The sequence below is a fragment of the Micromonospora sp. DT227 genome, assembly GCF_049841835.1.
Taxonomy (GTDB): domain Bacteria; phylum Actinomycetota; class Actinomycetes; order Mycobacteriales; family Micromonosporaceae; genus Micromonospora.
The window spans coordinates 391486-417294 of record NZ_JBNCLA010000004.1 but is presented as its reverse complement, the minus strand read 5'-3'; the positions used below and the strand labels follow the sequence as shown (position 1 = coordinate 417294).

General features: G+C 74.7%; 25 protein-coding genes and 2 pseudogenes. 13 read left to right on the top strand and 14 right to left on the bottom strand.

What is annotated here, in order from left to right:
- Positions 1-69 precede the first annotated feature (69 nt).
- Complete coding sequence (locus ACLQ2W_RS16975; protein ID WP_425787256.1) at positions 70-354, top strand: hypothetical protein; 285 nt, start codon at positions 70-72, stop codon at positions 352-354.
- Positions 355-389: 35 nt separating this feature from the next.
- On the opposite strand, the gene ACLQ2W_RS16970 is transcribed toward ACLQ2W_RS16975, so the two are convergent.
- On the bottom strand, positions 390-3665 hold the full coding sequence (locus ACLQ2W_RS16970; RefSeq protein ID WP_425787255.1) for a hypothetical protein: 3276 nt from the start codon (positions 3663-3665) through the stop codon (positions 390-392).
- A gap of 273 nt (positions 3666-3938) precedes the next feature.
- Here ACLQ2W_RS16970 and ACLQ2W_RS16965 point away from each other — a divergent pair, with 273 nt between their 5' ends.
- Complete coding sequence (locus ACLQ2W_RS16965) at positions 3939-4841, top strand: sulfotransferase domain-containing protein (protein ID WP_425787254.1); 903 nt, start codon at positions 3939-3941, stop codon at positions 4839-4841.
- A 32-nt stretch (positions 4842-4873) separates the two neighbouring features.
- Positions 4874-5584, top strand: coding sequence for a helix-turn-helix domain-containing protein (locus tag ACLQ2W_RS16960; protein WP_425787253.1), 711 nt, complete (start codon positions 4874-4876; stop codon positions 5582-5584).
- Here the strand turns inward: ACLQ2W_RS16960 and ACLQ2W_RS16955 are convergent.
- From ACLQ2W_RS16955 to ACLQ2W_RS16935, 5 genes are all read right to left on the bottom strand, one after another.
- Positions 5566-6144, bottom strand: a complete 579-nt coding sequence (locus tag ACLQ2W_RS16955) for a dihydrofolate reductase family protein (protein WP_405093337.1) — start codon at positions 6142-6144, stop codon at positions 5566-5568. The genes ACLQ2W_RS16960 and ACLQ2W_RS16955 overlap by 19 nt on opposite strands.
- Positions 6145-6219: 75 nt before the next feature.
- Positions 6220-6576, bottom strand: coding sequence for a nuclear transport factor 2 family protein (locus ACLQ2W_RS16950; protein ID WP_425787252.1), 357 nt, complete (start codon positions 6574-6576; stop codon positions 6220-6222).
- Positions 6554-7024, bottom strand: a complete 471-nt coding sequence (locus ACLQ2W_RS16945) for an SRPBCC family protein (protein ID WP_425787251.1) — start codon at positions 7022-7024, stop codon at positions 6554-6556. The genes ACLQ2W_RS16950 and ACLQ2W_RS16945 overlap by 23 nt, the downstream gene beginning before the upstream one ends.
- On the bottom strand, positions 7021-7344 hold the full coding sequence (locus ACLQ2W_RS16940; RefSeq protein WP_405093340.1) for an ArsR/SmtB family transcription factor: 324 nt from the start codon (positions 7342-7344) through the stop codon (positions 7021-7023). The genes ACLQ2W_RS16945 and ACLQ2W_RS16940 overlap by 4 nt, the downstream gene beginning before the upstream one ends.
- A gap of 91 nt (positions 7345-7435) precedes the next feature.
- Positions 7436-7861, bottom strand: a complete 426-nt coding sequence (locus tag ACLQ2W_RS16935) for an iron chaperone (protein ID WP_281934865.1) — start codon at positions 7859-7861, stop codon at positions 7436-7438.
- Between the two features lie 172 nt (positions 7862-8033).
- Here ACLQ2W_RS16935 and ACLQ2W_RS16930 point away from each other — a divergent pair.
- From ACLQ2W_RS16930 to ACLQ2W_RS16905, 6 genes and pseudogenes are all read left to right on the top strand, one after another.
- A pseudogene (locus tag ACLQ2W_RS16930) lies at positions 8034-8138 on the top strand (DUF664 domain-containing protein); the annotation flags it as partial.
- A gap of 86 nt (positions 8139-8224) precedes the next feature.
- The gene (locus tag ACLQ2W_RS16925; RefSeq protein WP_425787250.1) at positions 8225-8839 is read left to right on the top strand and encodes a dihydrofolate reductase family protein; all 615 of its coding nucleotides are present in this window, start codon (positions 8225-8227) and stop codon (positions 8837-8839) included.
- A gap of 47 nt (positions 8840-8886) precedes the next feature.
- Positions 8887-9747, top strand: a complete 861-nt coding sequence (locus ACLQ2W_RS16920) for a hypothetical protein (RefSeq protein ID WP_425787249.1) — start codon at positions 8887-8889, stop codon at positions 9745-9747.
- Positions 9748-9838: 91 nt separating this feature from the next.
- Entirely contained in the window at positions 9839-11170 is a 1332-nt protein-coding gene (locus ACLQ2W_RS16915; RefSeq protein ID WP_425787248.1) for a hypothetical protein, read from the top strand.
- A gap of 43 nt (positions 11171-11213) precedes the next feature.
- A complete protein-coding gene (locus ACLQ2W_RS16910) occupies positions 11214-12446 on the top strand; it encodes an AAA family ATPase (RefSeq protein WP_425787247.1) in 1233 nt (410 codons plus the stop codon).
- Positions 12443-13681, top strand: coding sequence for a DUF2201 family putative metallopeptidase (locus ACLQ2W_RS16905; RefSeq protein WP_425787246.1), 1239 nt, complete (start codon positions 12443-12445; stop codon positions 13679-13681). Before ACLQ2W_RS16910 ends, ACLQ2W_RS16905 begins: the two co-directional genes overlap by 4 nt.
- A gap of 15 nt (positions 13682-13696) precedes the next feature.
- Here ACLQ2W_RS16905 and ACLQ2W_RS16900 read toward each other — a convergent pair whose 3' ends face one another.
- On the bottom strand, positions 13697-14593 hold the full coding sequence (locus ACLQ2W_RS16900; RefSeq protein WP_405093348.1) for a LysR family transcriptional regulator: 897 nt from the start codon (positions 14591-14593) through the stop codon (positions 13697-13699).
- A gap of 114 nt (positions 14594-14707) precedes the next feature.
- Between ACLQ2W_RS16900 and ACLQ2W_RS16895 the strand changes: the two genes are divergently transcribed.
- Complete coding sequence (locus ACLQ2W_RS16895; RefSeq protein ID WP_425787245.1) at positions 14708-15652, top strand: FAD-dependent oxidoreductase; 945 nt, start codon at positions 14708-14710, stop codon at positions 15650-15652.
- Positions 15653-15746: 94 nt separating this feature from the next.
- Here the strand turns inward: ACLQ2W_RS16895 and ACLQ2W_RS16890 are convergent, their stop codons facing one another.
- The 6 genes from ACLQ2W_RS16890 to ACLQ2W_RS16865 all read right to left on the bottom strand — a co-directional run bounded on the left by ACLQ2W_RS16890 (position 15747) and on the right by ACLQ2W_RS16865 (position 21959).
- Positions 15747-16187: a VOC family protein gene (locus tag ACLQ2W_RS16890; RefSeq protein ID WP_425787244.1), complete on the bottom strand. Its 441-nt coding sequence runs from the start codon at positions 16185-16187 to the stop codon at positions 15747-15749.
- Positions 16184-16864 (bottom strand): HAD family hydrolase, encoded by a 681-nt coding sequence (locus ACLQ2W_RS16885; RefSeq protein ID WP_425787243.1) that lies wholly within the window; start codon positions 16862-16864, stop codon positions 16184-16186. The genes ACLQ2W_RS16890 and ACLQ2W_RS16885 overlap by 4 nt, the downstream gene beginning before the upstream one ends.
- On the bottom strand, positions 16861-17421 hold the full coding sequence (locus ACLQ2W_RS16880; protein ID WP_425787242.1) for a hypothetical protein: 561 nt from the start codon (positions 17419-17421) through the stop codon (positions 16861-16863). Before ACLQ2W_RS16880 ends, ACLQ2W_RS16885 begins: the two co-directional genes overlap by 4 nt.
- A gap of 60 nt (positions 17422-17481) precedes the next feature.
- Positions 17482-20652, bottom strand: a complete 3171-nt coding sequence (locus ACLQ2W_RS16875; protein WP_425787241.1) for a hypothetical protein — start codon at positions 20650-20652, stop codon at positions 17482-17484.
- 238 nt (positions 20653-20890) lie between these two features.
- Positions 20891-21073 (bottom strand): DUF397 domain-containing protein, encoded by a 183-nt coding sequence (locus ACLQ2W_RS16870; protein ID WP_425787433.1) that lies wholly within the window; start codon positions 21071-21073, stop codon positions 20891-20893.
- Positions 21074-21077: 4 nt separating this feature from the next.
- Complete coding sequence (locus ACLQ2W_RS16865) at positions 21078-21959, bottom strand: helix-turn-helix domain-containing protein (protein ID WP_425787240.1); 882 nt, start codon at positions 21957-21959, stop codon at positions 21078-21080.
- 297 nt (positions 21960-22256) lie between these two features.
- On the opposite strand from ACLQ2W_RS16865, the gene ACLQ2W_RS16860 reads away from it, so the two are divergent.
- On the top strand, positions 22257-23240 hold the full coding sequence (locus tag ACLQ2W_RS16860; RefSeq protein ID WP_425787239.1) for an FAD-binding oxidoreductase: 984 nt from the start codon (positions 22257-22259) through the stop codon (positions 23238-23240).
- Positions 23241-23310: 70 nt separating this feature from the next.
- Positions 23311-24321, top strand: a complete 1011-nt coding sequence (locus ACLQ2W_RS16855; protein ID WP_425787238.1) for a sigma-70 family RNA polymerase sigma factor — start codon at positions 23311-23313, stop codon at positions 24319-24321.
- A 30-nt stretch (positions 24322-24351) separates the two neighbouring features.
- On the opposite strand, the pseudogene ACLQ2W_RS16850 reads toward ACLQ2W_RS16855, so the two are convergent.
- Positions 24352-24585, bottom strand: a pseudogene (locus ACLQ2W_RS16850) (hypothetical protein); the annotation flags it as partial.
- Between the two features lie 331 nt (positions 24586-24916).
- Here ACLQ2W_RS16850 and ACLQ2W_RS16845 point away from each other — a divergent pair.
- Positions 24917-25654, top strand: coding sequence for a winged helix-turn-helix domain-containing protein (locus tag ACLQ2W_RS16845; protein WP_425787237.1), 738 nt, complete (start codon positions 24917-24919; stop codon positions 25652-25654).
- The last annotated feature ends 155 nt before the right edge of the window (positions 25655-25809 follow it).

Genomic DNA, 25809 nt, shown 5'->3' with positions numbered 1-25809 from the left:
CTCGGCTCACGTCGTCGACGCCGGCCGGGCCGTTCCGTGCCGGCTCGGCCAGCCGGGAGGGGGAATCCGATGCCGTTCGGTCTGGGTGGGTCGAAGTATCGCACCGAGCTTCAGTCGCAGTTGGACCAGTTGGCGATCACCTACACGCGTCAACACCCGAGAAACTCCTCCGACGGGCGCGCGGAACTCTGCGCGGAGATCCGCCAGACCGCGCAGGAGGCGATCGCGGCCGGCCAGCGACGGGCGGTCGAGAAGGCGAGCGGATATCAGACGATCTTCCGCGCGGCGATGGAGTCGGAGATCAGGAACGACTACGACCTGTGGGTCCGGCGGGCCTTCGACGGGCTGGTCTGAACCCACCGACCCGGGTTGGGCGGGAGCGCCGGCGGTCAGCTCATCTCGACCCCGTACGCCTCCTCCCGCACGTCGGCGTCGGGGTGCCGGCGCAGCCCGGTCAGCAGGCCCCGCCACGGCTCCGGCCACCCGGAGACCGCCCCGTGCCGGACCAGCGCCACCGCGAACAGCCCGCCGGCCAGGTCACCCCGCCCGGCCAGCCGCGCCACCATGTCGTCGAGCCCGGTCAGGTCCGGCCAGTTCGGGAGGGCGCGCAGCCGCGCGCCGACCCGTCCGGCGGCGCGTACCGCGAGGACGGGCCGGCCCGCGCAGAGCGCGGCGACCTCGTCCAGGTTGTCCAGCCGGCCGAGGTCGACCAGCAGGCCGGCGGCCGTGCCGACGAAACCGGGCCGGCCGGCGAGCCACCGGGCGGCGTCGACGAGCGCGGTCCGGGCGGCGTCGGCCGGCCGGTGCGCGACCCGGACGGCAGCGCCGCGGGCGAGCACGTCGACGCGCCGCCGGGCGGGTCGGTCGGCGGCCGGGTCGCCGGGCCGGTCGTCGGCGGCGTCCCGGTCGACCAGCCGCGCCAGCGCGACACCGAGCACCTCGTCGCCGCCGGCCCGCAGCAGGTCGGCCACCGCCACGTCGACAAGCGTCTCGTCCAGGTCGGTGAGCCGGTCGACGATCAGGTCGGTGACGTCGGCCAACCAGGGCGCCCATTCCCCGAGCCGATCGAACGCGGCGCGCCGGACCTCCCGGTCGGGGGCGCGACACGCCTCGACGACGAGCGCGGCGTAGCGGGGTCGGTGGCGTTCCGGAATCCAGTACGGGTACGCGCCGAGGACCGCGCGTCGTTCCTCGCGGCTGCCGTCGACCGCGGCCCGCAGGACGGTCCAGCTCGCCTCCGGGGTCAGTCGCTGCCGGGCGGCGGAGACGATCGCCGCCCGCAGGTCCCGGTGCGTTCCCGCATCGAGGTACGCGTCGCGCAGCGTCGCCATCGCCGTGGGCGGCCCGTAGCGGGCCAGCAGCCGGGCGGCCTCCTTCCGGCTGGTGAGCTTCGCGGGTCCGGTCCGCAGCAGCGCGCCGAGCAGGTCGACCAGCCGGGACGGCGGGACGTGCCGGGCGGCGCGGGCCGCCGCGTACAGCGCGACCCGGGCCCGGTCGCCGTCGGCGTGGCGGAGCAGCACCGGCAGCGCCTCGTCCGGGCGGTCGGTCCGGACCAGCGCGCCCAGCGCCGTCTCGGCAATCGGCACCTCGGGCGCGTCGAGGTGGCGCCGCACCAGCGTCCGCCCGGCGTCGCCGAGGCCGGCGGCGGCCCGGATCGCCGCCGCGCGTTGCCACACGACGTGGCCGGTGTCGGCGACGACCAGCTCCTGCAACTCCACGAAGCGGGCCTGCTGGCGGGGCAGCCAGCGGGCGGCCCCCGGCGCGTGGCCGGGCACCCACCGGATCCCGGACTCGACGAACCGGCCGCGTGGGCGGCGGCCCAGCGCCCGGTCGAGCAGGTCGGTGCGGACGCGTCCGACCGTCTCCCAGACCACGTGCAGCGTCACCGCCGACGCGTCGACGCCGAGCACCTCGGCCACCCGCTCGGCGCGGGTTTCCGGGTCGGCGAGCCACAGCCCGATCGCCGTCCGCGCCACCGCGGGCAGCGTGTCCCGGGCGAGCGCCCGGCGCAGCAGCCCCTGGAGCGCGGGCAGTCGCCAGGCCCGCCTGCCCAGCGCGTACGTGAGCGCGAAGAGCGGAGCGTAGTTGCCGCGCCTCATGCCGGCCTCGACCCAGCCGCGCAGCCGCTCGAAGACCATGGTCTCCTGCCCGCGCCGCAGCACCTGGTCGAAGCGGCGCAGCACCGGCGCGGTCGCGCCGCTGCTCACCAGGTCGACGGTGAGCAGCGCCCAGCCGCGCAACGGCGCCACGTCGACGTGGTGCGCCAGCACGTCGACGGCGAGGTGGCTCAGCGCCGACGTGGTGGCGGCCGAGGCGTCCCGCGCGTCGACCGCGTCGGTGGTCACCCGCGTCAGCCCGTCGGCCGTGTCGGCGGTGAGCAGCGGCGCGACCCGGGACAGCGCGGTGAGCGCGGAGGCGCGTACCGGATCCTGCTCGTTGCGCAGCCGGGCGAGCCGGGCGACCAGCTCGGCCACCACGCGCGGGTCGCGGGAGCGGCGGGCGGCGGCCACCAGCAGCGCCCAGCCGGTGGCCCGCTCGTCCGCGTCACCGGAGCGCACCGCGCCGTCCAGCGCGGCGGACGCGTCCGGCCAGAGCAGGTACGCGCTCCACGCGCGGACGTCGGCCTCCCGTTCCCGGATCCGGGGCAGGCCGAGCACCCGGGTCGCCTCCCGGACCCGGACCGTCGCCGGCAGCACGTCCATGACCTCGGCGGCCGGCACCAGCAGCGTGGTGTCGGTGCCGGCGAACGCCAGGTCGTACAGCTCGCCGCGCCGGTGCGGCGCGACGGCGTCGAGCAGCGCCGCCAGGCTCCGGCCGTGATCCCGGAACCGGGCGGCGAGCGGCGCCAGCTCGTCGGTGGACAGCACCGCGAGGCGTCGCAGCAGCGCCGGCGGCGGCGCGGTGCGGGCCACCCAGGCCGCGCGTCCCGGCGTGGTGAGCAGGCGTACGACGCGGGCCGCGTCGTACCCGGCGAGCCGCCCGTACGCGACCGGCGGGCCGGGCAGCGACCGCTCCGGCGCGTACCGCTCGAGCAGGTCGAGCGCTTCCGCCGGGTCGCATCGCAGCACCGCGCCGGCGACCTCGCCCCAGATCCGGGCGCGTTGCTCGGGCGGGGCCGCGGCCAGCCGCTCGCGGGTCCGGGCCAGCAGCGTGCCGGCGTGCCGCCGGACCAGCCGCTCCAGGCTGAGCGCGTGTTCCAGGTCGGGCAGCAACGCCCGTACCGTGTCGGTGCCGCAGGCCGGCAGCAACGCGGCGGCCTCCTCGTCGCCGAACCGGTCGCGTACCTCGGTGATCAGCGCGTCGGCGACGGCCGGCACCGGCCGGCGGCGCAGCGTGCGGTAGACCCGCCGCCGGTCGACAGCGGCCCGGTCGGTGAGGTCGCCGGCGGGCGTGCCGGCGCGCAGCGCCCCGGCGAGCGCGGTGGCCCGGATCGACGGCAGCGGGTCGTGGGTCGCGGCGGCGACGGCGGCGTCGTCCCGGACCACCAGGGCGGCGATCAACGCGAGCCGCCGGGCGTAGGCGTCCCCTCCGCGGAGGTCGGCGCAGACCCGGGCGCGGTCGGGCGCGGTGCGTGCCCAGTCGGCGAGGTGGCGCATCCGGGCCCGGTGGGGGAGTGGGTCGAGCGACGTCAGCAGCGCGCGGGTGGCGGTGAGCACGACGCACATTGTGCCGGTGGGTGTCGCGCCCCGGGGTGCCGGCCCGACGCCGGGCGGAGCGGAATCCCGCGCGCCCGCCATTCCTGCAATTCCTATGTAAATTGCGGATTTTCAGCTTACTCTCAGGTCTGCTCCGATTGACATTAATGGGACCGTCGGGGATATTCCTAGCGGCGCATCGGGGCGCGGGGCGAGCGGATGGAGTCTGCGGATTCCGGCTGTGCGACATGCGCGTAGGTGTCGGTATGCCCTGCTCCGCGGGGCGCGGATAGGTTTGGAAGAATGATCAATCGCGCCGTCGAATTCGCCAAGCACAATACGCCGAACTCCATGCGCGTCGCGGCCCGGCGGGCGCAGATGGAAACGCGCAACACCCGGATGCGGCTCACCGTGCCGGTCGTTTCCCGCAGCGAATTCGACAACATCTTCCACTGCACCGTCCGCAAGACGGGCAGCCAGTGGATCAAGGCGTTGTTCAGCGATCCGACCGTCTACCGTCATTCCGGGCTGCTGCCGTACGACCCGCGCTTCTACTCCGGCGGCGCGACCGCGCCCGTCCCGCGCGGCCGGGTCGGCCTCGCGATCTTCCTGTCCCACCGTCGGTTCGAGGCGGTGCCGAAGGCCGGCACGTACCGCGCCTTCTTCGTGATCCGCGACCCGCGCGACGTGGTGGTGTCGAGCTACTTCTCGCTGCGGAACTCGCACGCCCCGATGGGTGACATCCCGCAGGCCCGCAAGGCCCTCCAGGAGAAGTCGAAGAAGGAGGGGATGCTCTACGTCATCGCCCGCCTCCGCGACAAGAAGCAGTTCGGGCAGATGCGCTCGTGGGCGGTGGCCCCGCCCGCGGAGACGTTCCGCCTGTTCCGCTACGAGGACCTGACCGGCGACCGGCAGGCCGAAGAGGTGGACCGGCTGATGCGGCACTGCGGCATCACGCTGCCGCCGTCCGACCTGGCCGCGCTCCTGGCCCGTTACAGCTTCACGAAGATGAAGAAGGACAAGGAGACGCCGGGCCGGATCTCCCACTACCGCAAGGGCGCGGCCGGCGACTGGCGCAACCATTTCGACGACGACATCTACGCCGCCTACACCGCGGCGGCCGGTGACCTGGCCGAGGTGCTGGGCTACCCCGCCCGCGACGCGGTCGCCGCCCGGCCCGACGGGTCGGACCCGGCGGCCCGGTAGGGGTTGTCGGCCGAGCGCCGTATCCTGCCGCCGTGGCACTGCGGTTCACCACGCGCGCGTCCGACTCCGGGTGGGTCGACACGGTGTGGACCTGCGCCAGCGGGCCGGTCACGGAGATGACGTCGGTGGCCACCGCGTGCTGGGGCCTGGTGTTCTGGCAGTACGACGGCCGGCCGTACGCGAGCGTCTCCGGGCCCGAGACCGGCGCGGGCGTCGCGCCGGTGCCGGCGGGCGCCGCCTTCGTCGGCATCGAGTTCGCGGTGGGGACGTCGCTGCGCGTCCTCCCCGCCCCGGCCCTGGTCGACCGCGGCGCCACGCTGCCCGACGTCACCCGCCGGACGTTCCGGCTGGCCGGCGACCGGTGGGAGACACCGGGCCCGGACGACGCCGAGGCGCTTGTCGAGCGGCTGGTCCGCGCCGGCGCGGTGGTCCGTGACCCGTTCGTCGCCGAGCTTCGCCGTGGCCACCGCCCCTACGCGTCGCCGCGCACCGTGGAACGTCGCTTCCGGGCGGCGACCGGGCTGACCCAGGGCGCCGTGCGGCAGATCGAACGCGCCCGGCAGGCCGCGGCGCTGCTGGCCGCCGGCGTCGCGGTGGCCGAGGCGGTCACCCGGCTCGGGTACGTCGACGAGCCGCACCTGGCCCGCGCGCTGCGCCGGTACGTCGGGCGGACGGCGGGGCAGTTGCGCGCGGGCGGCGGCCGACCGATCGCGCTGGACCTGGGTCAGCGGACCACGTCGTAGATCAGCTTCAGCACGCCGTTGGAGTAGGTCTCGGACTCCCGCAGCCGCACCGTCTGCTTGTCCTTGTCGGCGGTGCTGAACAGGCGCTTCCCGGCACCGAGCAGCACCGGGAAGACGAGCAGGTGGTACCGGTCGATCAGACCGGCGTCCGACAGGCGGCGGGCGAGTTCCGCGCTGCCGTGGATGAAGACCGCCCCGCCCTCGCCCCGTTTGAGCGCGGCCACGTCGTCGGTCGAGCGCAGGATCGTCGTCGGGCCCCAGCCGTCGACGAGCGCGTCGTCGGGCAGGCCGGACGAGACCACGTACTTCGGCAGCTCCCGGTAGTCGGCGTGGTCGTCGGAGTCCCGCCAGACCGGTGCGAACGCCTGGTAGCTGCGGCGACCGAACATCAACGCCGTGGTGTCGGCCAGCTCCTCGCCCTTGAGCGAGAAGGCCTCCGGCACGAACTCGATGTCCCGCACCACCCAGCCACCGCTGCGATGCTCCTCGCCCGGCCCGCCGCCGGGGGAGTCCACCACGCCGTCGAGGGACAGGAAACCGGTATAGACAAGATCACGCATGGGGGAATGCTAGGAATCCGGGCCGCCCACTGTCTTGTACGGAAACGACACGCCGCGCATCGGGCCGGGCCGGTGTCAGAGCAGCGGGACCACGTAGGAGTCGACGCGGGCGATGAGCCCGTCGCGGAACGTGAACAGGTCGTTGAAGGCGAAGCGGAACGGCCCGTGCGCCACGCTGACCCCGCGCCCCTCGCCGGTCACCACGACGACGGGGCCGTCCTCGTGCACCCGCTCGACGTCGAGCCGCGGGCTGCCGGCGAACGCCGGGTTCTCGATCTCGCCGTCGAACTCCGCCCGACCCCGGGTGGTGCGGTGACCGTGGATGACCCATTCCACGTCGTCGGTGAGCGTCGCCAGGATGCGCGGGTGGTCGCTGGCCCGGAAGCCGGCGAAGTATTCGTCGACCAGGTCACGCTGGCTGATCTGCGGCACTGTCGGCTCCTTCGGCGGAAAGGTGGGCGGCGAGCGCGTCGAGGATCGAGGCGAGCCCGTCCGCGGCCCGGGCGGTCCGCAGCTCCGGCGGGAGCCGGCGCTGGTGGACGGTCAGTTCGGTGCCCTCGCCGGCGGGCCGGAGCGTCACGGTCGTGCGCAGGCCGGTCACCGGTTCGTCGAAGACGAGTTCACGTGGCGGGTCGAGGCGCACGTAGACGAAGCGGAGTCGGCGGGTCGCGCCGTCCGGGGCGCGGGTGTCGAGCGCGAACTCGCCGCCGGGCCGCGCGTCCACGGTCACCGACCCGGGTGGCACCTCGGCGTGCGAGCCGCCCCAGAACGCCGCGAGGCCCGCCGGCGTGGTGAAGGCGGCCCAGACCCGGGCCGCCCCGGCACGGAGGTGTCGACGGGCGATCAGTTCGTCGCCGTGCCGCTCGGCGCGGGCGGTCACCGGCTGCCCGCCCCGTCGTCGAGGTGGCGGTCGAGCGCGTCAAGTCGGTCGTCCCAGGCCCGGCGCTGCTCGTCGAGCCAGGCGCCGAGCGGCGCGAGCCGGTCGGCCCGGAGCCGGCAGGGCCGCCGGGTGCCCTCGCGGCGTTGCTCGACCAGGCCGCAGCGGCGCAGCACGCCCACGTGGTGGGAGATCGCCTGCGGGGTCAGGTCGAACGGCTCGGCCAGCTCGCCCACCGTGGCGTCACCGTGGGCGAGGCGGGTCACCAGGGCGCGGCGGACGGGGTCGCCGAGCGCGGCGAACGCGAGGTCGAGGTCGGACACGCCCCCACCCTAACGAAAACGATCGCTTTCGCAACCATCTGTTTGCGAATGGGCGGCGGGGTGGCGGACCGACCACCCGTCGACGCGCACGTCAGGAGACCGCGGTCCGCACCAGCTCGGTGAGCCGCTTCTCCACCATCGGGCTCCACCGCAGCAGCGCGAACGACGCCGGCCACATGTCACCGTCGTCGAGGTTGGCCGCGTCCTGGAAGCCCACCGTCGAGTAGCGGTAGTTGAACTTCCCCGAGTCCTGGAAGAAGACCACGATCTTGCCGGCCGCGTTCGCGTACGCGGGCATGCCGTACCAGGTCTTCGGCGACAGCTCGGGAGCGGCGGCGGTGATCGTCACGTGCACGCGCTCGGCCAGCTCGCGGTCGGCCGGCGCCATCTGTGCGATCCGGTCGAGGACCGCCTGCAACTCGTCGGCCTTCTTCCCGCCCTTCTTCCCCTCGGCGCGCAGCTCGGCCGCGCGCTCCTTCATCGCGGCGCGTTCCTCGGCGCTGAAGCCCTCGCTCATCTCGGTTCCCCCTCGTTCCCCGGCGGTCGACGTGACGCCGCCCCGCTCAGCAGAAACGCTACGACCGCCCCTACCCACCCCGCTTCTCGATTCCTGATCGCTTCCGGGAGCAAGGCCGGGCCCCCGCTTAACGCCTCCGGTACAGGAGGGGCCCCTTCTCACGCGTCACGATGACATGATCGAGGAGTACGCGCGTCACACCGGACACGCCGACCTGCTCCGCGAGGCGGTGGACGGGCGGGTCGGCGAGGGCGCGCCGCCGGACTTCACGATCTGAGGCGTGACCCGCCGACGAGCCGATGAGTTTGGCATGCGACGGCGGTCCACCCGTCGACATCACCTGGAACATGAAGGAGCACCACGATGGCGAAGGTCGTCTCCACGTTGTTCATCTCGGCCGACGGCGTCGCCGAGATCGACCCGGACTGGCACTTCCCCTACTTCGACGACAACATGGGCCGCGCCGTCACCGAGGACTACGACACCTCCGACGTCCTGCTGATCGGCCGTGAGACCTACGACAGCTTCGCCGGCGCGTGGCCGGGCCGGGAGGCCGAAGGCGGCGACGACGCGCCGTTCGCCAAGCAGCTCGGCGACATGCGCAAGGTGGTCGTCTCCCGCCAGCCGCTGGAGTTCTCCTGGCGCAACTCCGAGCTGGTCCAGGGCGACCTGGTCGACGCGGTGGCGGCGCTCAAGGCCGACGCCGGCGTCAAGGGCATCCTCATCCCCGGCTCGATCTCGGTGGTGCAGCAGTTGCTCGCCGCCGGGCTGGTCGACGAGCTGCGGCTGCTGGTGCACCCGGTGGCGGCCCGCAAGGGACGCAAGCTGTTCGACGAGGGCGACCGCCCGTACCACCTCCGGGTGACCGCGACGGAGGCATACCCGACGGGCGTCATCCGGGTCATCTACGCGCCGGCCGAGGCACCGGGCCAGGCCGGTTACGACGACGCGAAGGAGCAGTTGGCCACCGGAAGCTGACCGCGCGGGGCAGCGGCGGGCCCGCATGCCGTGGCAAGATCCGCGGCGTGCGCCGCAGCCCGTTGCTCCTGACCGGTGCGGCGGCATGCGCCGTGCTGCACGCCGTCGGCGTCCTGGCGGCGCACCCGGTCTGGCGCGGCGCCGAGGTGCTGAGCCTGGCGTTGCTGCTCGCCTACGCGCTGGCCCGTGGCCTGCCGACCCCGCGCTGGCCGGTGCCGGTGGCGCTGGCGGTGCTGCTGGTGGACGCGGTCCGCACCATGCCGGCAGCGCCCGGCACGCAGGAGTTCGGCTGGACGGTGTACGGCCGGATCGAGCACGTCGACGTCACAGCCGGCTTCGAGGCGGGCCTCACCGCCTGCGGGGCGGCGCTGGCCGCGACCGTGCTGCTGTTGGTCGGGTGGCGCGCCCGCGTCACGCGTGGCCCGGTGGTGGCCGCCGCGCTGGTGGCGGTGCCGCTCCTCGGGTACGCGCTGGTCCGGGTCGTCGAGCTCCGGCGGGACCTGCTGGCCGAGCAGCGGTCGCGGCCGGGTGGTCCGGACGTGGCGGACGCGGTGGGCGCGCTGATCCTGGCGGTCCTTCCGGCGCTCGCCCTCGCGCTGACCGCGCTGGCGCTCGCCGTGCTCCTGGTCGGCCGGGGGCGCCGGCTCGCCGCGGCCGGCGCTGTCCTGCTGTCGCTGGTGGCGTGGCCACTGATCGACACCAGCATCGACGTGGTGCGGCTGCCCGTCCCGACGTTCACCGAGGCCGGGGTGCTGTACGCCGTCACGCCCACGGCGACACTGCCGCAGCCGGTGCCGGCGCTCGCCGTGCTGGTCGAGCTGACCGCGTACCTGCTGCTCGTCGCCGGCCTCGCCGGAGCCGGCCGCGGCGCGCCCGCGGCGCCCGCGCCGGTGGCCGGTCCGGGGTAACCGCTGGCGGTCCGCCGGGCGCGCCGCTACGATCCTCGGCGATGACTCTCTCGTGCAGATTGGGGGCCCGGTTCGCGCAAGGTGAGTGCTGATGCGCTCCCCGGCCGCGAACGCGGATTCCCGCCTCTCCCTCTGGCAGCGGGTGCGTGAGTACGCCGTCCCGCCCGACATGATCCAGGCCGCGACCGCCCGCCGTTCGGTGGGCGACTGGGCCGGCGCCTGTGCGGTCACCCGCGTCGACGTCGATCTGAGCCTGCGCGCGGTCGTCCACCGGCACGGCCGCGAGCTGGCCGCGCGGCTCCGCGACGATCTCCGGCACCTGGCGCCCGACCTGTTGCGCTGGCACCTGCCGAGGACCGCCCCGGACGGGCTGCTGCGTCCCGGGCTGACCGTCACGCTGGCCCGGTACGGCCCGCCCGGCCGGGGCGGCACCGGGGCGGCACAGCTCGTGGCACGGACGCCGCCGGCGTGGGCCGACGCCGGGCAGCGGATCAGCCTGGCGGTGTGGGCCGGCCCCGGCGACGACGTGGCGGCCCACCCGCATCCCCGTCCCGACCGTCGCTTCCGACTCGACCTGCACCGCCACCTGTGGGACGCGCGCCGGGCAGGTGAGCTGCGGGTCCGCTCCGGCGCCGACCTGCCGGCGGTCGACCCGGCGGGTCCGGCCCGCGGATATCCGGCACACCGGTGGCCGGCCGAGGCGGCGTTGCTGCTCCGGGCCGAGGACTCGACAGGCGAGGCGGTGGCGGTGCGGCTCGGGTCGCGTCGCCGCCTGATCCTGCAACGCCGGGGCGGCGGGTGGACGGCCCGGCCGGGCCGGTCGACCGCGCTGCCGGTGCTGCCGGACGCGGCGACCCGGACACCGCCGGACGTGGAACTGCTGCGCCATCGGATGATCGAGCTGGACCGGCTGCACCCGCTTGTGGCGTCGGCGCTCGCCCCGGGCGCTCCGGCCACCGTCCGGGCCCGCGACGACCGGCCGGGAGACCGGCCCCGCCTGGTCGACTGCCGTGGCGCCCGGCACCGGATCGGCCTCGTCGACGGTGTGCTCGCGCCGCTGGACCACGACCCGGCGGAGGTACGCCGGGAGGAGCTGCTCGCCACGCTCACCGGTACGCCGCTGCCGTGCCTGCGCGCGATCGACGAGGCGCACCGCCGGCCCGAGTCCCTGCCCGACATCCGCGCCCGCCTCGACCACGGCGACCTGCCCGGCGCGGTGGCGGCGGTCGAGGCGCTGCTCGGGCCGGACGCGCTGCTGCGCCACGGTGAGTTGCGCGCGGAGCTGGAGGACGCCGCGCTGCGGCGGATCAGCCACGGGCTGTTCCGGGCCGGGCTGGCCGGCCGCTGCCCGGTGCCGTCCACCCGGGACCCGCGATCCGCCTCGGACCGGCGTTCCCACCCTCGTCACGCCCTTTTCCGCTGACCGGGCCGCAGCCCGTCACGAACCCCCCCCAAGGTGATCTCCCATGCCCCCTGCCGTCATCCGGACCGACACCCACCCGCCGGCGCAGCTCGATGTCGCCGCCGACCTGATCGCCCTGCTCGGGACCAGCGCCACCGAGCTGCGGCCCGACCCGCAACTGGAGGCGCTGACGCTGGCCGTGGCCGCCGACCTGCCGGTGCTGCTCTGGGGCGCGCCGGGGATCGGCAAGACGGCCGCGTTGACCCAGCTCGCCGCCTCCCTGGATCTGCCGCTGACCACGGTGATCGCCAGTGTGCACGAACCGTCCGACTTCGCCGGTCTGCCGGTCGTCGGCGACGACCCGGCCAACCAGGGCGTGCCGATGGCGCCGCCGGACTGGGCGGTGCGCCTGGTCCACGCCGGCCGGGGACTGCTGTTCCTGGACGAACTGTCGACCGCCCCGCCCGCGGTGCAGGCGGCACTGCTCCGCCTCGTGCTGGAACGACGCGTCGGCAGCCTGCGCCTGCCGCCCGGGGTCCGGATCGTGGCCGCCGCCAACCCGCGTACCTCGGCCGCCGACGGCTGGGAGCTGAGCCCGCCGTTGGCCAACCGGTTCGTCCATCTCCAGTGGAGCCACGACCACGAGGTCGTCGTCCGCGGTCTCGGCGGCACCTGGCCCCGGGCGGCCCTGCCCCGGCTCGACCCGGCGCGGCTGGCCGGTGCCGTCGAACACGCCCGCCGCGCGGTGTGCACGCTGCTGTCGGCCCGCCCGACGCTTGTGCACCGGTTGCCGACCAGCGAGGCCGGCCGGGGCGGCGCGTGGCCCTCGCCGCGTAGCTGGGAGATGGCGCTGCGGCTGATCGCGTTCGCCGCCGCCGCGGACACCTCCCGGGACGTGCTGTCCGCGCTGGTCCGCGGCGCGGTGGGCGACGGACCGGGGCTGGAGCTGCTGGCCAGCCTGGACCGGATGGACCTGCCCGACCCGGAGGAGGTGTTGGCCGATCCGCTCGCCGCCGCCCTGCCCGAGCGGGGTGACCTGCGCCAGGCCGTGCTGGACGCGGTGGTGGAGGCGGTCCGTCGACGCCCGGAACGCGCCCGGTGGGACGCGGCCTGGACGCTGCTCGGCCGGGCGGCGGAGACCGGCGCCCCGGACCTGGTGGTCGTGCCCGCCGCCACGCTGGCCCGGCTCCGCCGCGAGGACTGGGACGTCCCGCCGGTGATCGACCGCCTCACCCCGGTGGCGTCGCTGTCCCGGGCCGCCGACGCGACGGCGGCCCGGGTCGCGGCCGGCCGATGAGCGCCACCGTCGTCCTCGACCGGGACAAGCTGCTCACCGCCCGCCTGTACGCGGCGCGGGTCCGCCCCTATCTGGCCACCGCGCTGTTCGCGCTGCACGTGGTCGAGTCCCGCCGGGTGCCCACGATGGCCGTGGACCGGCACTGGCGCTGCTACGTCTCGCCGCTGTTCGTGGCCCGTACGCCGGTGGCGGACCTCGCCGCCGTGTGGGTGCACGAGGTGTCCCACCTGCTGCGGGACCACCACGGCCGGGGTGACCGGTTTCTCCGGGAGCACGGGCTGACCGGGGCCGCGGAACGGCTGCGGGTCAACATCGCCGCGGACTGCGAGATCAACGACGACGCGTACGGCGACGGGCTGGTCCGGCCGGCGGACGTCGTCGAGCCCGGCTGCCTGCGCCTGCCCGAGGGGCAGTTGATGGAGGAGTACCTGCGCCAGTTCCGGCTCGGACCGCTCACCCAGCATCTGGCCTGGCTGGACTGCGGCAGCGGCGCCGACGGCCTGGACCGGGCGTGGGACCTGGGACCGGACGGCGCGCACGGGCTCACCGAGCAGGAACGGGACGCGGTGCGGTTCCGGGTGGCCGAGGGGATCACCGGCCGGCCCGGGACCGCGCCGAGGGGCTGGCGGCGGTGGGCGGAGGAGGTGTTCCATCCGCCGCAGCCGTGGCGGGAGCTGCTGGGCGCCGCCGTCCGTTCCGCGGTCTCGGCCTCCGGGGCGGGCGACGACTACACCTACGGTCGGCCGTCGCGGCGCTCGGCCGGGGTACCCGGTGTGGTCCTGCCGGCGCTGCGCCGCCGGCCACCGCGCGTCTGCGTGGTCGTCGACACCTCCGGCTCGGTCAGCGACACCGAACTGGGCAGCGCGCTGCTGGAGGTCGCCGCGATCGCCCGGGCCGTGGGCGGACGCCGTGACCTGGTCACCGTGCTGCCCTGCGACGCCGCCGCGCACCGGGTGCTGACGCTGTGCCGGGCCGAGGACCTCCCACTGGTCGGCGGCGGCGGGACGGACCTGCGTACCGGATTCGCGCGGGCGCTGCGGGACGCCCGGCGCCCGGACGTCGTCGTCGTGCTGACCGACGGGCAGACGCCCTGGCCCGCCACCCGGCCCTCCTGCCGGACCGTGGTGGGCCTGTTTCCCCGGCCGGTGCGGTGGAGCGAGCAGGACCCGGATCACGTGCCGGTCTCGCCGCCGGACTGGGCGCGGGTGGTGACCATCGGTTCCCCTGGCCGGTGAGCGCGGCGGTCCGGTTCAGTCGAGCAGCGCCAGCAGCGCGTGCAGCGCCGGGTTGGTGCTGTCCACCGGCCAGGCCAGCCCGACGTCCACGGTGGGCGTCGGGGCGGCGAACCGGCGCAGCCGTACGCCGGGCAGGCGCAACGCCCGCGCCCGACCGGCCGGCACGGCCGCGACCACGTCGCCCTCCGCCACCGCGCGCAGCAACTGCTCGTCGTCCGGTTCGTGCCGGACCAGCCGGAAGCCGCCGCGCGGCCACACCTGGGCGATGGTCCGGTCGAACATGCCGGGCCCGTTCTCCCGTGGCCACATCACCGCCGGCAGGTCGACCACCTCGGCCCGGCCGATCCGGCGGCGGCCGGCGGCCAGCGGGTGGCCCGCCGGCAACGCCAGCAGCAGCTCCTCGGTGTCGACCGTGCGGCAGGCCAGCGCCGGCTCGTCCACCGGTGGCCGGACGAACGCCGCGTCCAGCCGGCCGGCGAGCAGGCCGGCCACGTTCGGCGCGGTCCACGCCGTCTCGGACACCACCTCGACGCCGGGGTGGGCGGCCCGGAACCGGGCGATCAGCGTGTCGACCCGGCCGCCGCGCGCCGACCGGGTGTACGCCAACCGCAGCCGACCACCCCGGCCGCGCGCCAGGTCGCGGATGCGGGCGGTGGCGGCGTCCACCTCGGCGAGCAGCCGGGCGGCCTCGTCGGCGACCCGGGCGCCGACCTCGGTCAGCGTGCAGCCCCGGCTGGTGCGGTGCACCAGCGGCACGCCGAGCTGCCGTTCCAGGGCGCGGATCTGCTGGCTGAGCGCGGGCTGGGCGATGCGCAGCCGGGCCGCCGCGCGGGTGAAGTGCAGCTCGTCGGCGAGCACCACGAACGAGCGCAGCCGGCGCAGGTCCGACCAGGCGCCCGGGGCCTCGACCATGCCACCCATCATAAGCGCCGCTTATCGCCGCCGGTCCGATCCGTCTTGGACGGCACCGTCTCCCGGGGGTCACCATCGGCAACACATCGACGGTACGGGCGAGGGGAGCGGACCATGGCGACAGCGGACGTGGTGGTGGTCGGCGGCGGGGTGATCGGGATGACCGCGGCGGTCACGCTTCAGCGGCGCGGCGCGCGGGTCACCGTGCTGACCGCCGACGACCCGGCGGACACGGTGTCCACGGTGGCCGCGGCGGTCTGGTACCCGAGCCACACGGAGGCGGACCCGCGGGTGCTGCGCTGGGCCCGGGACACTCACGCCGAGCTGCGCCGCCAGGCCGCCGACGGGGTGCCCGGGGTGGTGGACCGGCCGACCCGGATGTGGTTGCGCCGCCCGTACGCCGGGCCGCCCTGGTGGGCCGACGCCTGCGGTGACCTGGTGGTCGAGCCGGCCCGGCCGCCGTACACCGCGCTGCTGCGGTTCACCGCGCCGACGGTGGAGATGAACCGCTACCTGACCTGGCTGCACCGGCAGGTGGCGGCCGGTGGCGGCCGGATCGTCAGGCGTGCGCTGGACACGCTCGCCGAGGCGTACGAGATCGCGCCGACCGTGGTCAACGCGACCGGCCTGGCCGCCGGCCGGCTCGCCGCCGACCCGGCCGTGCACCCGGCGCGCGGGCACATCGTGCTGGTGGCGAACCCCGGCCTGACCGTCTCGGTACGCGACGAGGACGACCCGGCCGGCGTCACGTACGTGCACCCGCGCCGGCACGACGTGGTGCTCGGCGGCACCTACCAGCCCGGGGTGGGGCACACCCGGCCGGACCCGGAGACGGCGGCGGCGATCCGGCGTCGCTGCGTCGCCCTGGTGCCACGGTTGGCGGACGCGCCGGTGCTGGGGGAGCGGATCGGGTTGCGACCGGTCCGGCACGGCGGGCCCCGGGTCGAGCGGGATCCCGGCGGTGGGCGGCTGGTGCACGCGTACGGGCACGGCGGGGCCGGGGTGACGCTGTCCTGGGGCTGCGCGGCCGAGGTCGCCGACCTGGCCCTGGCGGGCTGACGCTCCGGCCGCTGCGTGGGGCGCGGACCTTCCCGGAGTTGGCCGGCGACTGAGGAGCCCCTCGGCGCCCTGTCGACCTGAGAGCGTAAGCGACTCAGTTCAGGTGCTCGGCCAGCGCGACGATGATGCCGCTCGGCCCACGCAGGTAGCAGAGCAGGAAACTGTCCTCGAAGCGCGTCACCTCGCCGACGAGTTCCGCGCCGTGCGGGCGGAGCCGGGCGAGCGTGTCCTCGATGTCGTCGACGGCGAACATGACGCGGTGCAGGCCCCGCGTGTTGGCCGGGGTGACGCTGGGCTCGGGCACGATCGCCCGCGGCGAGTGGTACGTCGCCAGTTCGAGCCGGCCCGGCGCGCCCGGGATCCGCATCATCGCGATCTCGCTGCGCATGTCGTCGAGCCCGACGACCTTCCCCGCCCAGCTTCCCTCGATCGGCATCCGGCCTTCCAGCTCCATGCCGAGTGCGGTGAAGAACGCGACGGCGGCGTCGAGGTCGTCGACGACGATGCCGACGTTGTCCATGCGCTGAATCGTCATGTCCCCGAGGGTAGAACGTCGGACCGACGGCCGGCGTTGTGTGCCGCGACCAGGCCCGGCAGTTCGTCGAGCGACCCGATCCGGAACAGGCAGCGCTGCGCCACGGCCGGCAGGTCGAGGATGTGACCCCACGGGCCGCGCCGGATCAGGCACGCCGGCATGCCCGCCGCCATGGCCGCGCCCGCGTCGTTGTCGGGCCGGTCGCCGACGTACAGGATGGACGACGGGTCATGGTTGGCCTCGCGGACGAGCCGCGCGAAGAACGCCGGCGCCGGCTTCGCCACGCCCCAGCCGTGCGACGTGCCGATCACGTCCACCGGAAGGTCGAGCGCGCGCAGGCTCGCCTCGGCGTGGGCCGGCTGGTTGCCGGCCAGGCCGACGCGCAGTCCCTGATCCTTCAGCGCGGTCAGGCAGGGTCGCGCGTCCGGGTACAGATCCTCCTCGTCGAACGACTCCGGCCGGCCGGCGGCGGCCCGACGCGCCAACTCGGTCGCCAGGTCGAAGTCGGGCCGGAAGGTCCGGAACGCCTCCTGCCAGTCCTGCCCTCGGGCGATCACCGCGCCGAGGACGGCGGAGAACGTGTGCCGGGGCACGCCGAGCCAGTCCGCCCAGTCCGCGAACTCGCGCGACTCGTCGAGGATCGTCCCCCCGACGTCGAAGAAGACCGCCTCGATCATGCGGGTTGTTCCGGTCCGGTGACGTCGCGGCGCTTGAGCTTGGCGCGGCGACCGTCCGGATGGTGCCAGACGACGCCCTCGTACGCGGGGTGCGCCAGCAGCCACTCGCGCAGGCCGGCCGCGTCGCGCGGAACGTCCAGCCGGTCGGCGTCGGCGTGCGCGACGAGCGCGTGTCCGCGTACCCCCTCGGGGTTGCCGTTGATCTTGGGGCCGATCAGCTCGAAGGTGCCGGGGCGGGGCTCGCCCGCGTGCGCGGCCAGGGCCTCGGCGTGGTACTTCGCGAACGACGACCGGGCGATCGGCTCCCAACCGGCGGTCTTGCCGGTGGTCCCGTCGGTCATGACCGGTCGGTAGCCGGGCGGCTGGGCCTTGCCGGGCTTCACCTCGCGCCGCGCCCACCACGTGCCGTCGGTGTCGAGCAGCACGCAGGTGCCGTCGTACTTGCGGGTGGCGACGCCCTCGCCGTCGAGCACCCACCGGCACTCGGGGTCGACCTCGTCGAGGACGCGTCGGCGGTCCTCGGGGTCACGGCGGAACAGCGTGGGGATCTTACGCATGTCGACATGGTCGCACCGGGCACACCGGGGACGCGACGGGATTGCGCCGCTGTCGGGGCCTCACCGGTGCTCCTGACCCACCGGTGACCCGTAAGCGCGCCGACGAACCGACAGCAGCAGCCCGGCGGCGGCCAGCACCGCGCCGACCCCGGCGGCCCAGCCGGCCAGGCCCGTCGGGATGCCCAGGTAGACGGTGATGCCGAGGATCCGGGACAGCCCCCACGGCAGCAACGCCATCTGGTCGTTCCAGACGGTCAGCGCCCGCTCCGGGCCGATCCACGCGACCAGCCCGGCCAGCACCGCGAGCGGCACCCCGGCGGCGGTGAGCGTCAGCCCGGCGGCCCGCCGGCGGCGCATGCCGTACCTGTCGCGCAGCACCAGCGCGGTCGCCACGAACAGCCAGCAGAACGCCGCCACCGCCACGGTGAGGTAGACCGACCGGCGGGCCGGCTCGGCCCAGAACACGAACCAGTAGCCGCCCGGCCCGCGCCCGGCCAGCACCGCCAGCAGCAGCACGCTGCGCAGCAGCGCCACGCCGCCGAGGACCGCCCACAGCCCGAACGGGTCCCGCCGACCCACCGCCAGGCGTGCCACCAGCGCGAACAACGCCCACCCGCCGAGCGTGACCAGCAGGTGCGCGGGGGCGGCGAACCAGGTGAACACCAGCCGGCTCGCCACCAGCACTCCGGCCGGGACCAACCAGACCAGCACCCGGTCCAGCCGGGCCGACGGCACCGGCAGCGCCGCCACCCGCCACGGCCGCAACGCGCCGACCAGCAGCGCCCGCGCCGCCGCGCCGCCCGGCCCGCGCCCGCGCAGCCCGAGCGCCACCACGGCCACGACCAGGACCAGCAGCGTCCGCGCCGCCCAGGCCATCGCCGGGTCGCGGTCCGCCCGCTGCGCGCCGAGGTCGGCCGCCGTGAAGCGGTACGCCGGCAGGTCGACGTCCCCGCCGTAGCGCTGCCGGTGCCGGTCCCGCGCCTCGCGGTAGTCGCCGGCGGCCGACCGCCACTGCGCGTACGCGGTGCCGGAACCGGTGTCCAGCCACTGCGCGTGCCGCAGCACCATGGTCCGGTAGGCGGCCAGCGTCACGAACAGGTCCACCTGGTAGTCGAGCGTGTCGACGAAGCGCGCGCGCAGCGCGGCGTCGCGCCACGTGGCCGGGTCGGTGCCGGCCACCAGCTCCCGCATCCGCCGGGCGGTGGCGACCGCCGCGCCGCCCTCGGCGACCGCCGCGTCGACCCGGTCGCCGGTGACCGCGTAGATGCTGTCCAGCGCCGCGGAGTCACCGGTCGGGATGTCCCACTCGAAGATCCACATCATCGGCGGCGGTTCCAGCCCGAGCGCCCGCACCGACGTGTCCGCGTACGGGCCGATGTAGAGGCCGGTGGTGACCGCGGCCCGGGACAGCGCCATGGCCCGCCCGATCGCCGCGACCGTGGCCGGGTCGGCGGAGAACGTCCGGTACGCCCAGTCCGCCGTCACCTGCGCCGGATCGGCGTCCGGGTCCCAGGCCAGCCGCGCCACCGCGTACGTGTTCAGGTCGTAGAGCTGCCAGAAGCCGGCGCGCAGGTAGAGCGACATCGGCCCGGCGCGCAGCGGCCCGCCGTCCTGGGTCCAGTTCCACACGCCCTCGACGTGCGGGTTCGCGGCGAGGAACGCGCGCAGCGCCGCCCGGTGCAGCGGGCCGAGGTCGTTGGGCAGCGCGCCGAACCCCTCGAACTCGCGCCGCGCCTGGAACTCCACGATCCGCCGGTGCGCGCCGACGCGCAGCGTGGTGTTCAACGGCAGGTGGCTGTAGAAGTCGCCGAGCGTGTACTTGGTGGACACGATCAGGTGCGGATCGTCGAACCCGCCCAGCACCTCGGCGTACGCGTCGGGGTTGGTGTGCAGGTCACCGACCGCGCCCACGCCCACCGTCCAGGTGCGGAAGATGACCTCCTTGTCGACCGTGGCCGCGGTGTCGAGCAGCGCCCGAAGCATCGCGCGCACACCCTCGGCGGTGGTGACCGCGAGCTTCGAGCCGTAGTCCCAGCCGCTGCCCGCGTACACCTCGCCGCCCTCGCCGACGCGGACCATCAGGCCGGCGACGAACGGCATGCTCGCGAACAGCTCGGCCAGCCCGGCCCGGTAGACCGCCCAGAGCCGGGGGTCGGTGGTGTCCAGCCCGCCCACGGTCCGGTCCAGGTACGCCTCCAGCGGCGGCGACACCGCGAGCATGTCGGTGAGCAGGAAGACGCGCAGGCCCATCTGGTCGGCGTACCGGAGGATCGGCCCGAACGCCGCGACCATCGCGCGGGCCCGGTCGACGTGCGGGTCGCCGGCCGGGTAGACCGCGTGCCCGTCGCCGACACCGGCGAACGTCACGTACTCCAGGAAGCCGGGCACCACCACGCCGTTGTAGCCCTGCGCCACCGCGTGGTCGACGAACTGCCGGAACTGCGCGTCGATGCGGGCCACCGCCGCGGCGTCCACCCACGGCGCCCGGGGCAGCACCGCGGGCGAGACGATGTCGGTGTTGAGGCGGTAGTCGTCGCCGGCCGCGAACGCCGCCCGGTCCGGTTCGCGCCCCACCGAGCCCGCGTCGGTCAGTCGCAGCCCCAACCGGGGCGTCACCGGCCGGCCGGCCTCCGCCGCCGGCAGCACCTCGGCGCCGGAGCGGATGCGGTCGGCCAGCCGGTAGAGCCCGGCCGTGACGCCCGCCAGGTCCCCGGTGACGGTCAGCTCCGTCGCGCGGGCGTCGATCCGGTACGCCTCCGGCGCGTCGCCGGCCCGCAGCTCCGCCCGCAGCGTCGTCACCGCCGACAGGTCCGGCGGCGGTGCCGCCCCCGCGCCCGGGGCCGTGCCGCCCGAGGCCGTGCCGTCCGGCGTCGTGCCGTCCGGCGTCGTGCCGTCCGGAGTCGTGCCGCCCGAGGGCGTGCCGTCCGGAGTCGTGCCGTCCGGCGTGGTCAGGGTGATCTTGGGGCGGGAGCGGCCCCGGGCGGCGAGCGCGGCGGCGACCGCCGTGGCGGCCTTGGTCGTGCGGAGCTGGTCCGCCACGACGATCGAGGCCAGCGGTGGCACCGGAGCCGGCGCTCGGGGCGGCGCGGCCACGGCCGTCTCGGGTGGCACATCGGCGGGGGTGTGGCTCAACCCCAGCGCGCCGTCGACGCCCCAGGCCACGCCCGCGCCGAGCAGCAGCACCACCACGACGGCGGCGACCAACGGGTACGGACCCCGAACCTGAGCCACGCTCGCATCGTAGTGGCGGCGGCCCGCTCGCCGGACGGGAGATCTTGGAACGTTTGGGCCCCCATCGGGGCCGTTTTCTTCCAAGATCTATACGAATCCGATGATGTGGAACGGCAATCTCGTGGGATGGGAGTCGGCTCGCTGTTCAACGGCGACGTGTCGCTGATCCACCGTGCGGTGGGCCGTTCGCCGGTGCGGGCGGGCAGAGAATCTGCCCGCCCGACTCGCCGTCACCGCTTCACGGCAGGTTGTCGAACCGGCCGGTGCGGGTGGCCGCCACGAACCGGGTCCAGCTCGCCGGGTCGAAGCTCAACGCCGGCCCTCGTCGATCCTTGGTGTCGCGCACGCCCACCGAGTCGGCGAACCCCGCCACCTCGACGCAGTCGCCCTCGCCGCCGGACCGGGAGGACTTGCGCCAGATCCCGTCACGTCCCATGGGTCATCTCCTTCGCGATCTCCGTGATCAGCTCACGGGACTCGTCCGCGTCGAGCGCCCGCTCACCGAGTGAACGCCACGCGTCCTCGTAGGTCTGGATCTCGTACGGCTTGTCAAGGTAGACGGCACCGCACGGCCCGTCCATGTAGATGGTGGTCGGTTCCTGCTTCCGCACGTCGGTCGGGAAGTCGAGCATGGTGAACGTCCCCGCCGCCGCCCAGCGATAAAGGCCGGCGCTGAGCGGAAGCACGCGAATGCCGATGTTGTGCCGCTGACCGGCCACCACCAGAGAATCGAGCTGTCGGACCATCGCGGCCGGATCGCGTAGGGGCCGACGCAGCACCGGCTCGCCAAGGATGACGTCGAGGTAGGGCGCTCGGGGCACCGCGCGTGCCAGCAGTCGCTGTCGGCGTAACCGCACGTCTGCCTTTGCCTGTCGCTCGGCCTCACTCAGCTGTGGATTGTCGGTGGCGATCACCTCGTTCATGTACTCGACGGTCTGCAACAGGCCCGGCACCAGATTGGCCTCGTACTTCCGAATCTTGGTGGCGGCGGATTCCAGCCCGACGTACAGCTTGAACCAGTCCTTGACCGCCTCGCCGTAGCTGTGCCACCAGCCGTGGGCCTTGGTCTCGCGGGCCAGCGCCCGCATCGTCTCGATCGTTTCGCGGGACGCGCCGTACACCCGGCACATCGCCTCCACGTCATTCGGATGCATGGGGACCTGGCCTGTTTCGTAACGCCAGATCCGGGGCGTCGACCATTCCAGTTCCTTGGCCGCCGCGCTCACCGTGATGTGCGCGCCTTCGCGAATTTCTCTCAAATATCTGCCGAGTTGCCTACGCGGGACGGTGCTTCCCGAGTCGTCCACGTCATCTCCTTTGCTGTTGTCGCGTAAGGCACCTCATCCCTTGGTTCGCATTCTGCGGCAAAACATTGCCTCCGGCCAGCACCGAATTGACCATCGTGGGGCGCCTGTCGTGACGCGGCGGCGCCCGCCCGGGGCGGGCACCTGTTCCGGAACCTCATCCCGGTGCCCGCCCCGATGTCGGTCCCCAGTCGACAGAGGAGACGTGATGATCCACATGACCGCGAACCGTCTGCTCCCGCACCACGTCCGCGCCGCCGGGTGGGATCAGGCGGCGGGTGTCGACGTCGGGCTGCTGCCGTGACCGACGGGGCCGGCCGGTTCTGGGCGGCGGTCGAGAACCGCTGTCCCGGGTTGCTGCCGGAGGCGGATGCGCCACTGCTGCACGCCTCGCTGCTGCGACTGCTCGACGGTGGCGACGACCGGTCGGCACGCCTGGCGTCGCTGCGGGTGCTCGGCTGCGCGTACCGCAGTCTTGGTTTGCGACCCTGGCACGCGGCGGTGATCGGCGGCGCGTTGCCCGGTGTGCGGTGGTGGCGGGTGTGGCGGCTGGTCGAGCGGACCGCGGCGCGGGTGGGCGACGGCCCGGCCTGGTGGCCGGCCGAGGTGGTCGACCACGACCGCGCCGTCGATGGCGTCGCGGTGTTGACGGTACGACCGTGGCGGCGGCTGCCGTTCCGGCCCGGTCAGGCGGTGCCGGTGTGCACGTCAGGCCACCCGGGACGGTGGCGGTGGCTGTCGCCGGCCAACGCGCCCCGCCCGGACGGCACGCTGGAGTTCCACGTCCGTGCCGTCCCCGGCGGGGCTGTCTCACGTAGCCTCGTCGAGGAGGTGCGCCCCGGGGACCTGCTGCACCTTGGCGCACCCGCCGACACCGGCCTGGAACTGACCGACGGCACCGATGATGTGCTGCTGGTGGCCGGTGGCACCGGCCTGGCACCGCTGCGCGCCCTCACCGAGCAGGTCGCCGAGCAGCCGCACCGCAGGCGAGTGACGCTCGTCCTCGGCGCGCGCACGTTCGCCGACGTCTACGACGCCATCGCCCTGGACAAGCTCCAACAGGCCCACGACTGGCTGACCATCGTGCCCGCCTTCTCCGACGACCCCGAGGCCGCCCCCGCCGAGCAGGGCACCGCCATCGCGCTGGCCATCCACCACCACCGGCCCGGCCACCACGTCCACGTCTGCGGCCCACCCGCCATGAACACGGCAGCCCGTCGCTGGCTCACCATCGCGGGGGTGCCCGCCGACCACCTGCACCTACCGACGATCGGGGAACGGTGACGGCCGTCCGGATGTCAACTCGCGTCGTGCGTGTTCGCGTTCGCGCAGCGAGTGGGCTAGTTTCGAACGTGTGAGCGAAGTGGCGAGCGTCCCCGTCGAGGCGCAACTCGAGGCGTACCGGTCGGAGCTGACCGGCTACTGCTACCGGATGCTGGGCTCGGCCTTCGAGGCCGAGGACGCGGTGCAGGACACCTTCGTCCGGGCCTGGCGCAACTTCGACCGGTTCGAGGGGCGCTCCGCGTTACGGACCTGGCTGTACCGGATCGCCACGAACGTCTGCCTGAACATGACCGCCAGCGCGCAGCGCCGGATCCGGCCGATGGATCTCGGTCCCGCCGGCAGCGGCACCGCCGCCCATCCCGGCGAACCGCGCCCGGAGCAGATCTGGATGGGCCCGGTGCCGGACGACCGGGTCCTCGCCGAGTCCGGCGACCCGGCCGACGTGATCGCCGGACGGGAGTCGGTCCGGCTGGCGCTTGTCGCGGCGTTGCAGCACCTCCCGCCGAAGCAGCGGGCCGTGCTCATCCTGCGCGAGGTGCTGGCCTGGTCGGCCCAGGAGGTCGCGGACCTGCTCGACACGTCGGCGGCGAGCGTCAACAGCGCGCTGCAACGGGCGCGGGCCACGCTCGCGTCGACCGGCGCCGACACCGACGTGCGCCGGCCGCTGGACGAGGAGCAGCAGGCGCTGCTGGCCCGCTACGTGCGCGCGTTCGAGTCGTACGACCTCACGGCGCTCACCGAGCTGCTGCACGAGGACGCGACGCTGTCCATGCCGCCGGTGCCGTTGTGGCTGCGCGGCCCCGACCACATCACGGCGTGGATGACCGGCACGGGTCACGGCTGCCGGGGATCCCGGCTGGTGCCGGTGGCGGCCAACGGCATGCCGGCGTTCGGGCAGTACCGGCCCGGCCCCGGCTCAGGGCACGTGCCCTGGTCGCTGATCGTGGTGGGGCTCTCCGGCGGCCGGATCACCTCGCTCAACCACTTCCTCGACACCGAGCGACTGTTCCCGCTCTTCGGCCTGCCGGACCGCCTCGACGAGGGTGTCGGCGAGCCCCAGCAGGCCGGCCAGGTCGCGTAGGGCCGGACCGGCCCCGCGGGTCTCCCACCGCCACCCGAACCGCTTGGCGGTCAGCCGGAGCCGGGCCAGCGTCTCGATGGTGACCAGGTCGGGTCGGGTCACCGCGGCCACGTCGCAGATCACCACGCCCCGGTCGCGGCCCCGTAACGTCTCCGCCAACTCGGCGCAGCGGACCGCGACGTCCGCGCGGGTCGGCGTCGTGCCGGGCAGGCGGAACACGAGGGTGGTCACGCGGATCAGACCGGCGTACGCCCGGATTCTCATCGGCTCCGGCCGGATCCACCGGCCCGGCGGCGTACGCCGACCCGAGTCCTTCTCGGACGCGTGCCGACCGGCCGCAATTTCCGCCGGTCATCTCGCCGAACGCAGTTACATCGACGTTAACTGCTATACCAATCATCGTTGGGCGGCTATATGATCCCCGGTAGCTCGCCCCGTAGCCTCACGAACCCGCAGCTCCAGCACGCTTCAGGCCGTCTCCGCACCAGGTGCGCCGCAACGCTCCACGCCCGGTGGTCGGCTCGATCCGGCCGCGTCGAAAATGTCGCGGTAATTGCCGGCGCTGCGCCCCAGCCTGCCGGAAAGGTGGGAACGGATGACCGTGATCCCGTCCTTGGTCATCGGCATCGCGTCCACGGCGGCCGAACGCCGGCAACTCGCCCAACTGCTGGGCGGCACCGAGACGTTCCTGATCGTCTCCAGTGCCCATCAGGCGCGCCGGTTCCTCGACCTGGTCCGCCGCCCGGCGGTCCCGCGGCCGGCCGTCAGCCCCGCCCCTGACGGCGACGTGCCGGCCGACCCCCGCACCGGGACGCCGGCCCCACGGGCTGATTCCCGGACCGGGACGCCGGCCCCGTCGGTCGACCCGTCGGCCAGATCGGTCGACCCGTCGGCCGGTTCCCCGGCCAGGTACCCGCTCGATCCGTCGGCCGGGCTGCCCGTCGTTCCCCCGACCGGATCTCCGCTCGATTCATCGGCCGACCCGCCCGTCGGTTCCCCGGCCGCGTCGTCGGCCGAGGGGGCGGACCGGTCGCCGGTCGACTCGTCCGGGCCGGAGTTGGCCGTGGACTCCGACCGGCGGGTGCTGCGCTGGCGGGAGCGGGAGGTCGGGCTGACGCCGCTGGAGCACGACCTGTTGGTCTGCCTCGCCGGCATCCCGGGCCAGGTGTGGACGTACGCCCGCCTGCACCGTGCCGTCTGGGGCAACGACCACCTCGGCCGGGGCTCCGACATGCACTCCGTGGTCCGCCGCATCCGGCACAAGCTGGCCCGCCTGAACGCCCCGACCACGATCCACGCCGTCCGAGGCGTCGGCTTCCGCCTGACCCCCTGACCCCCTGACCCCCTGACTCTTCCCGCGATCTTGCACTTGTGGTCCCCGAGTTGCCCCTTTCGCGCGTCTTGCCTGGGCCGGAAGTGCAAGATCGAGGTGGACGAGGGACGGCCCGCCCGGCGCGGAGCGCCGGGCGGGCCGTCCCTTCATGGCTG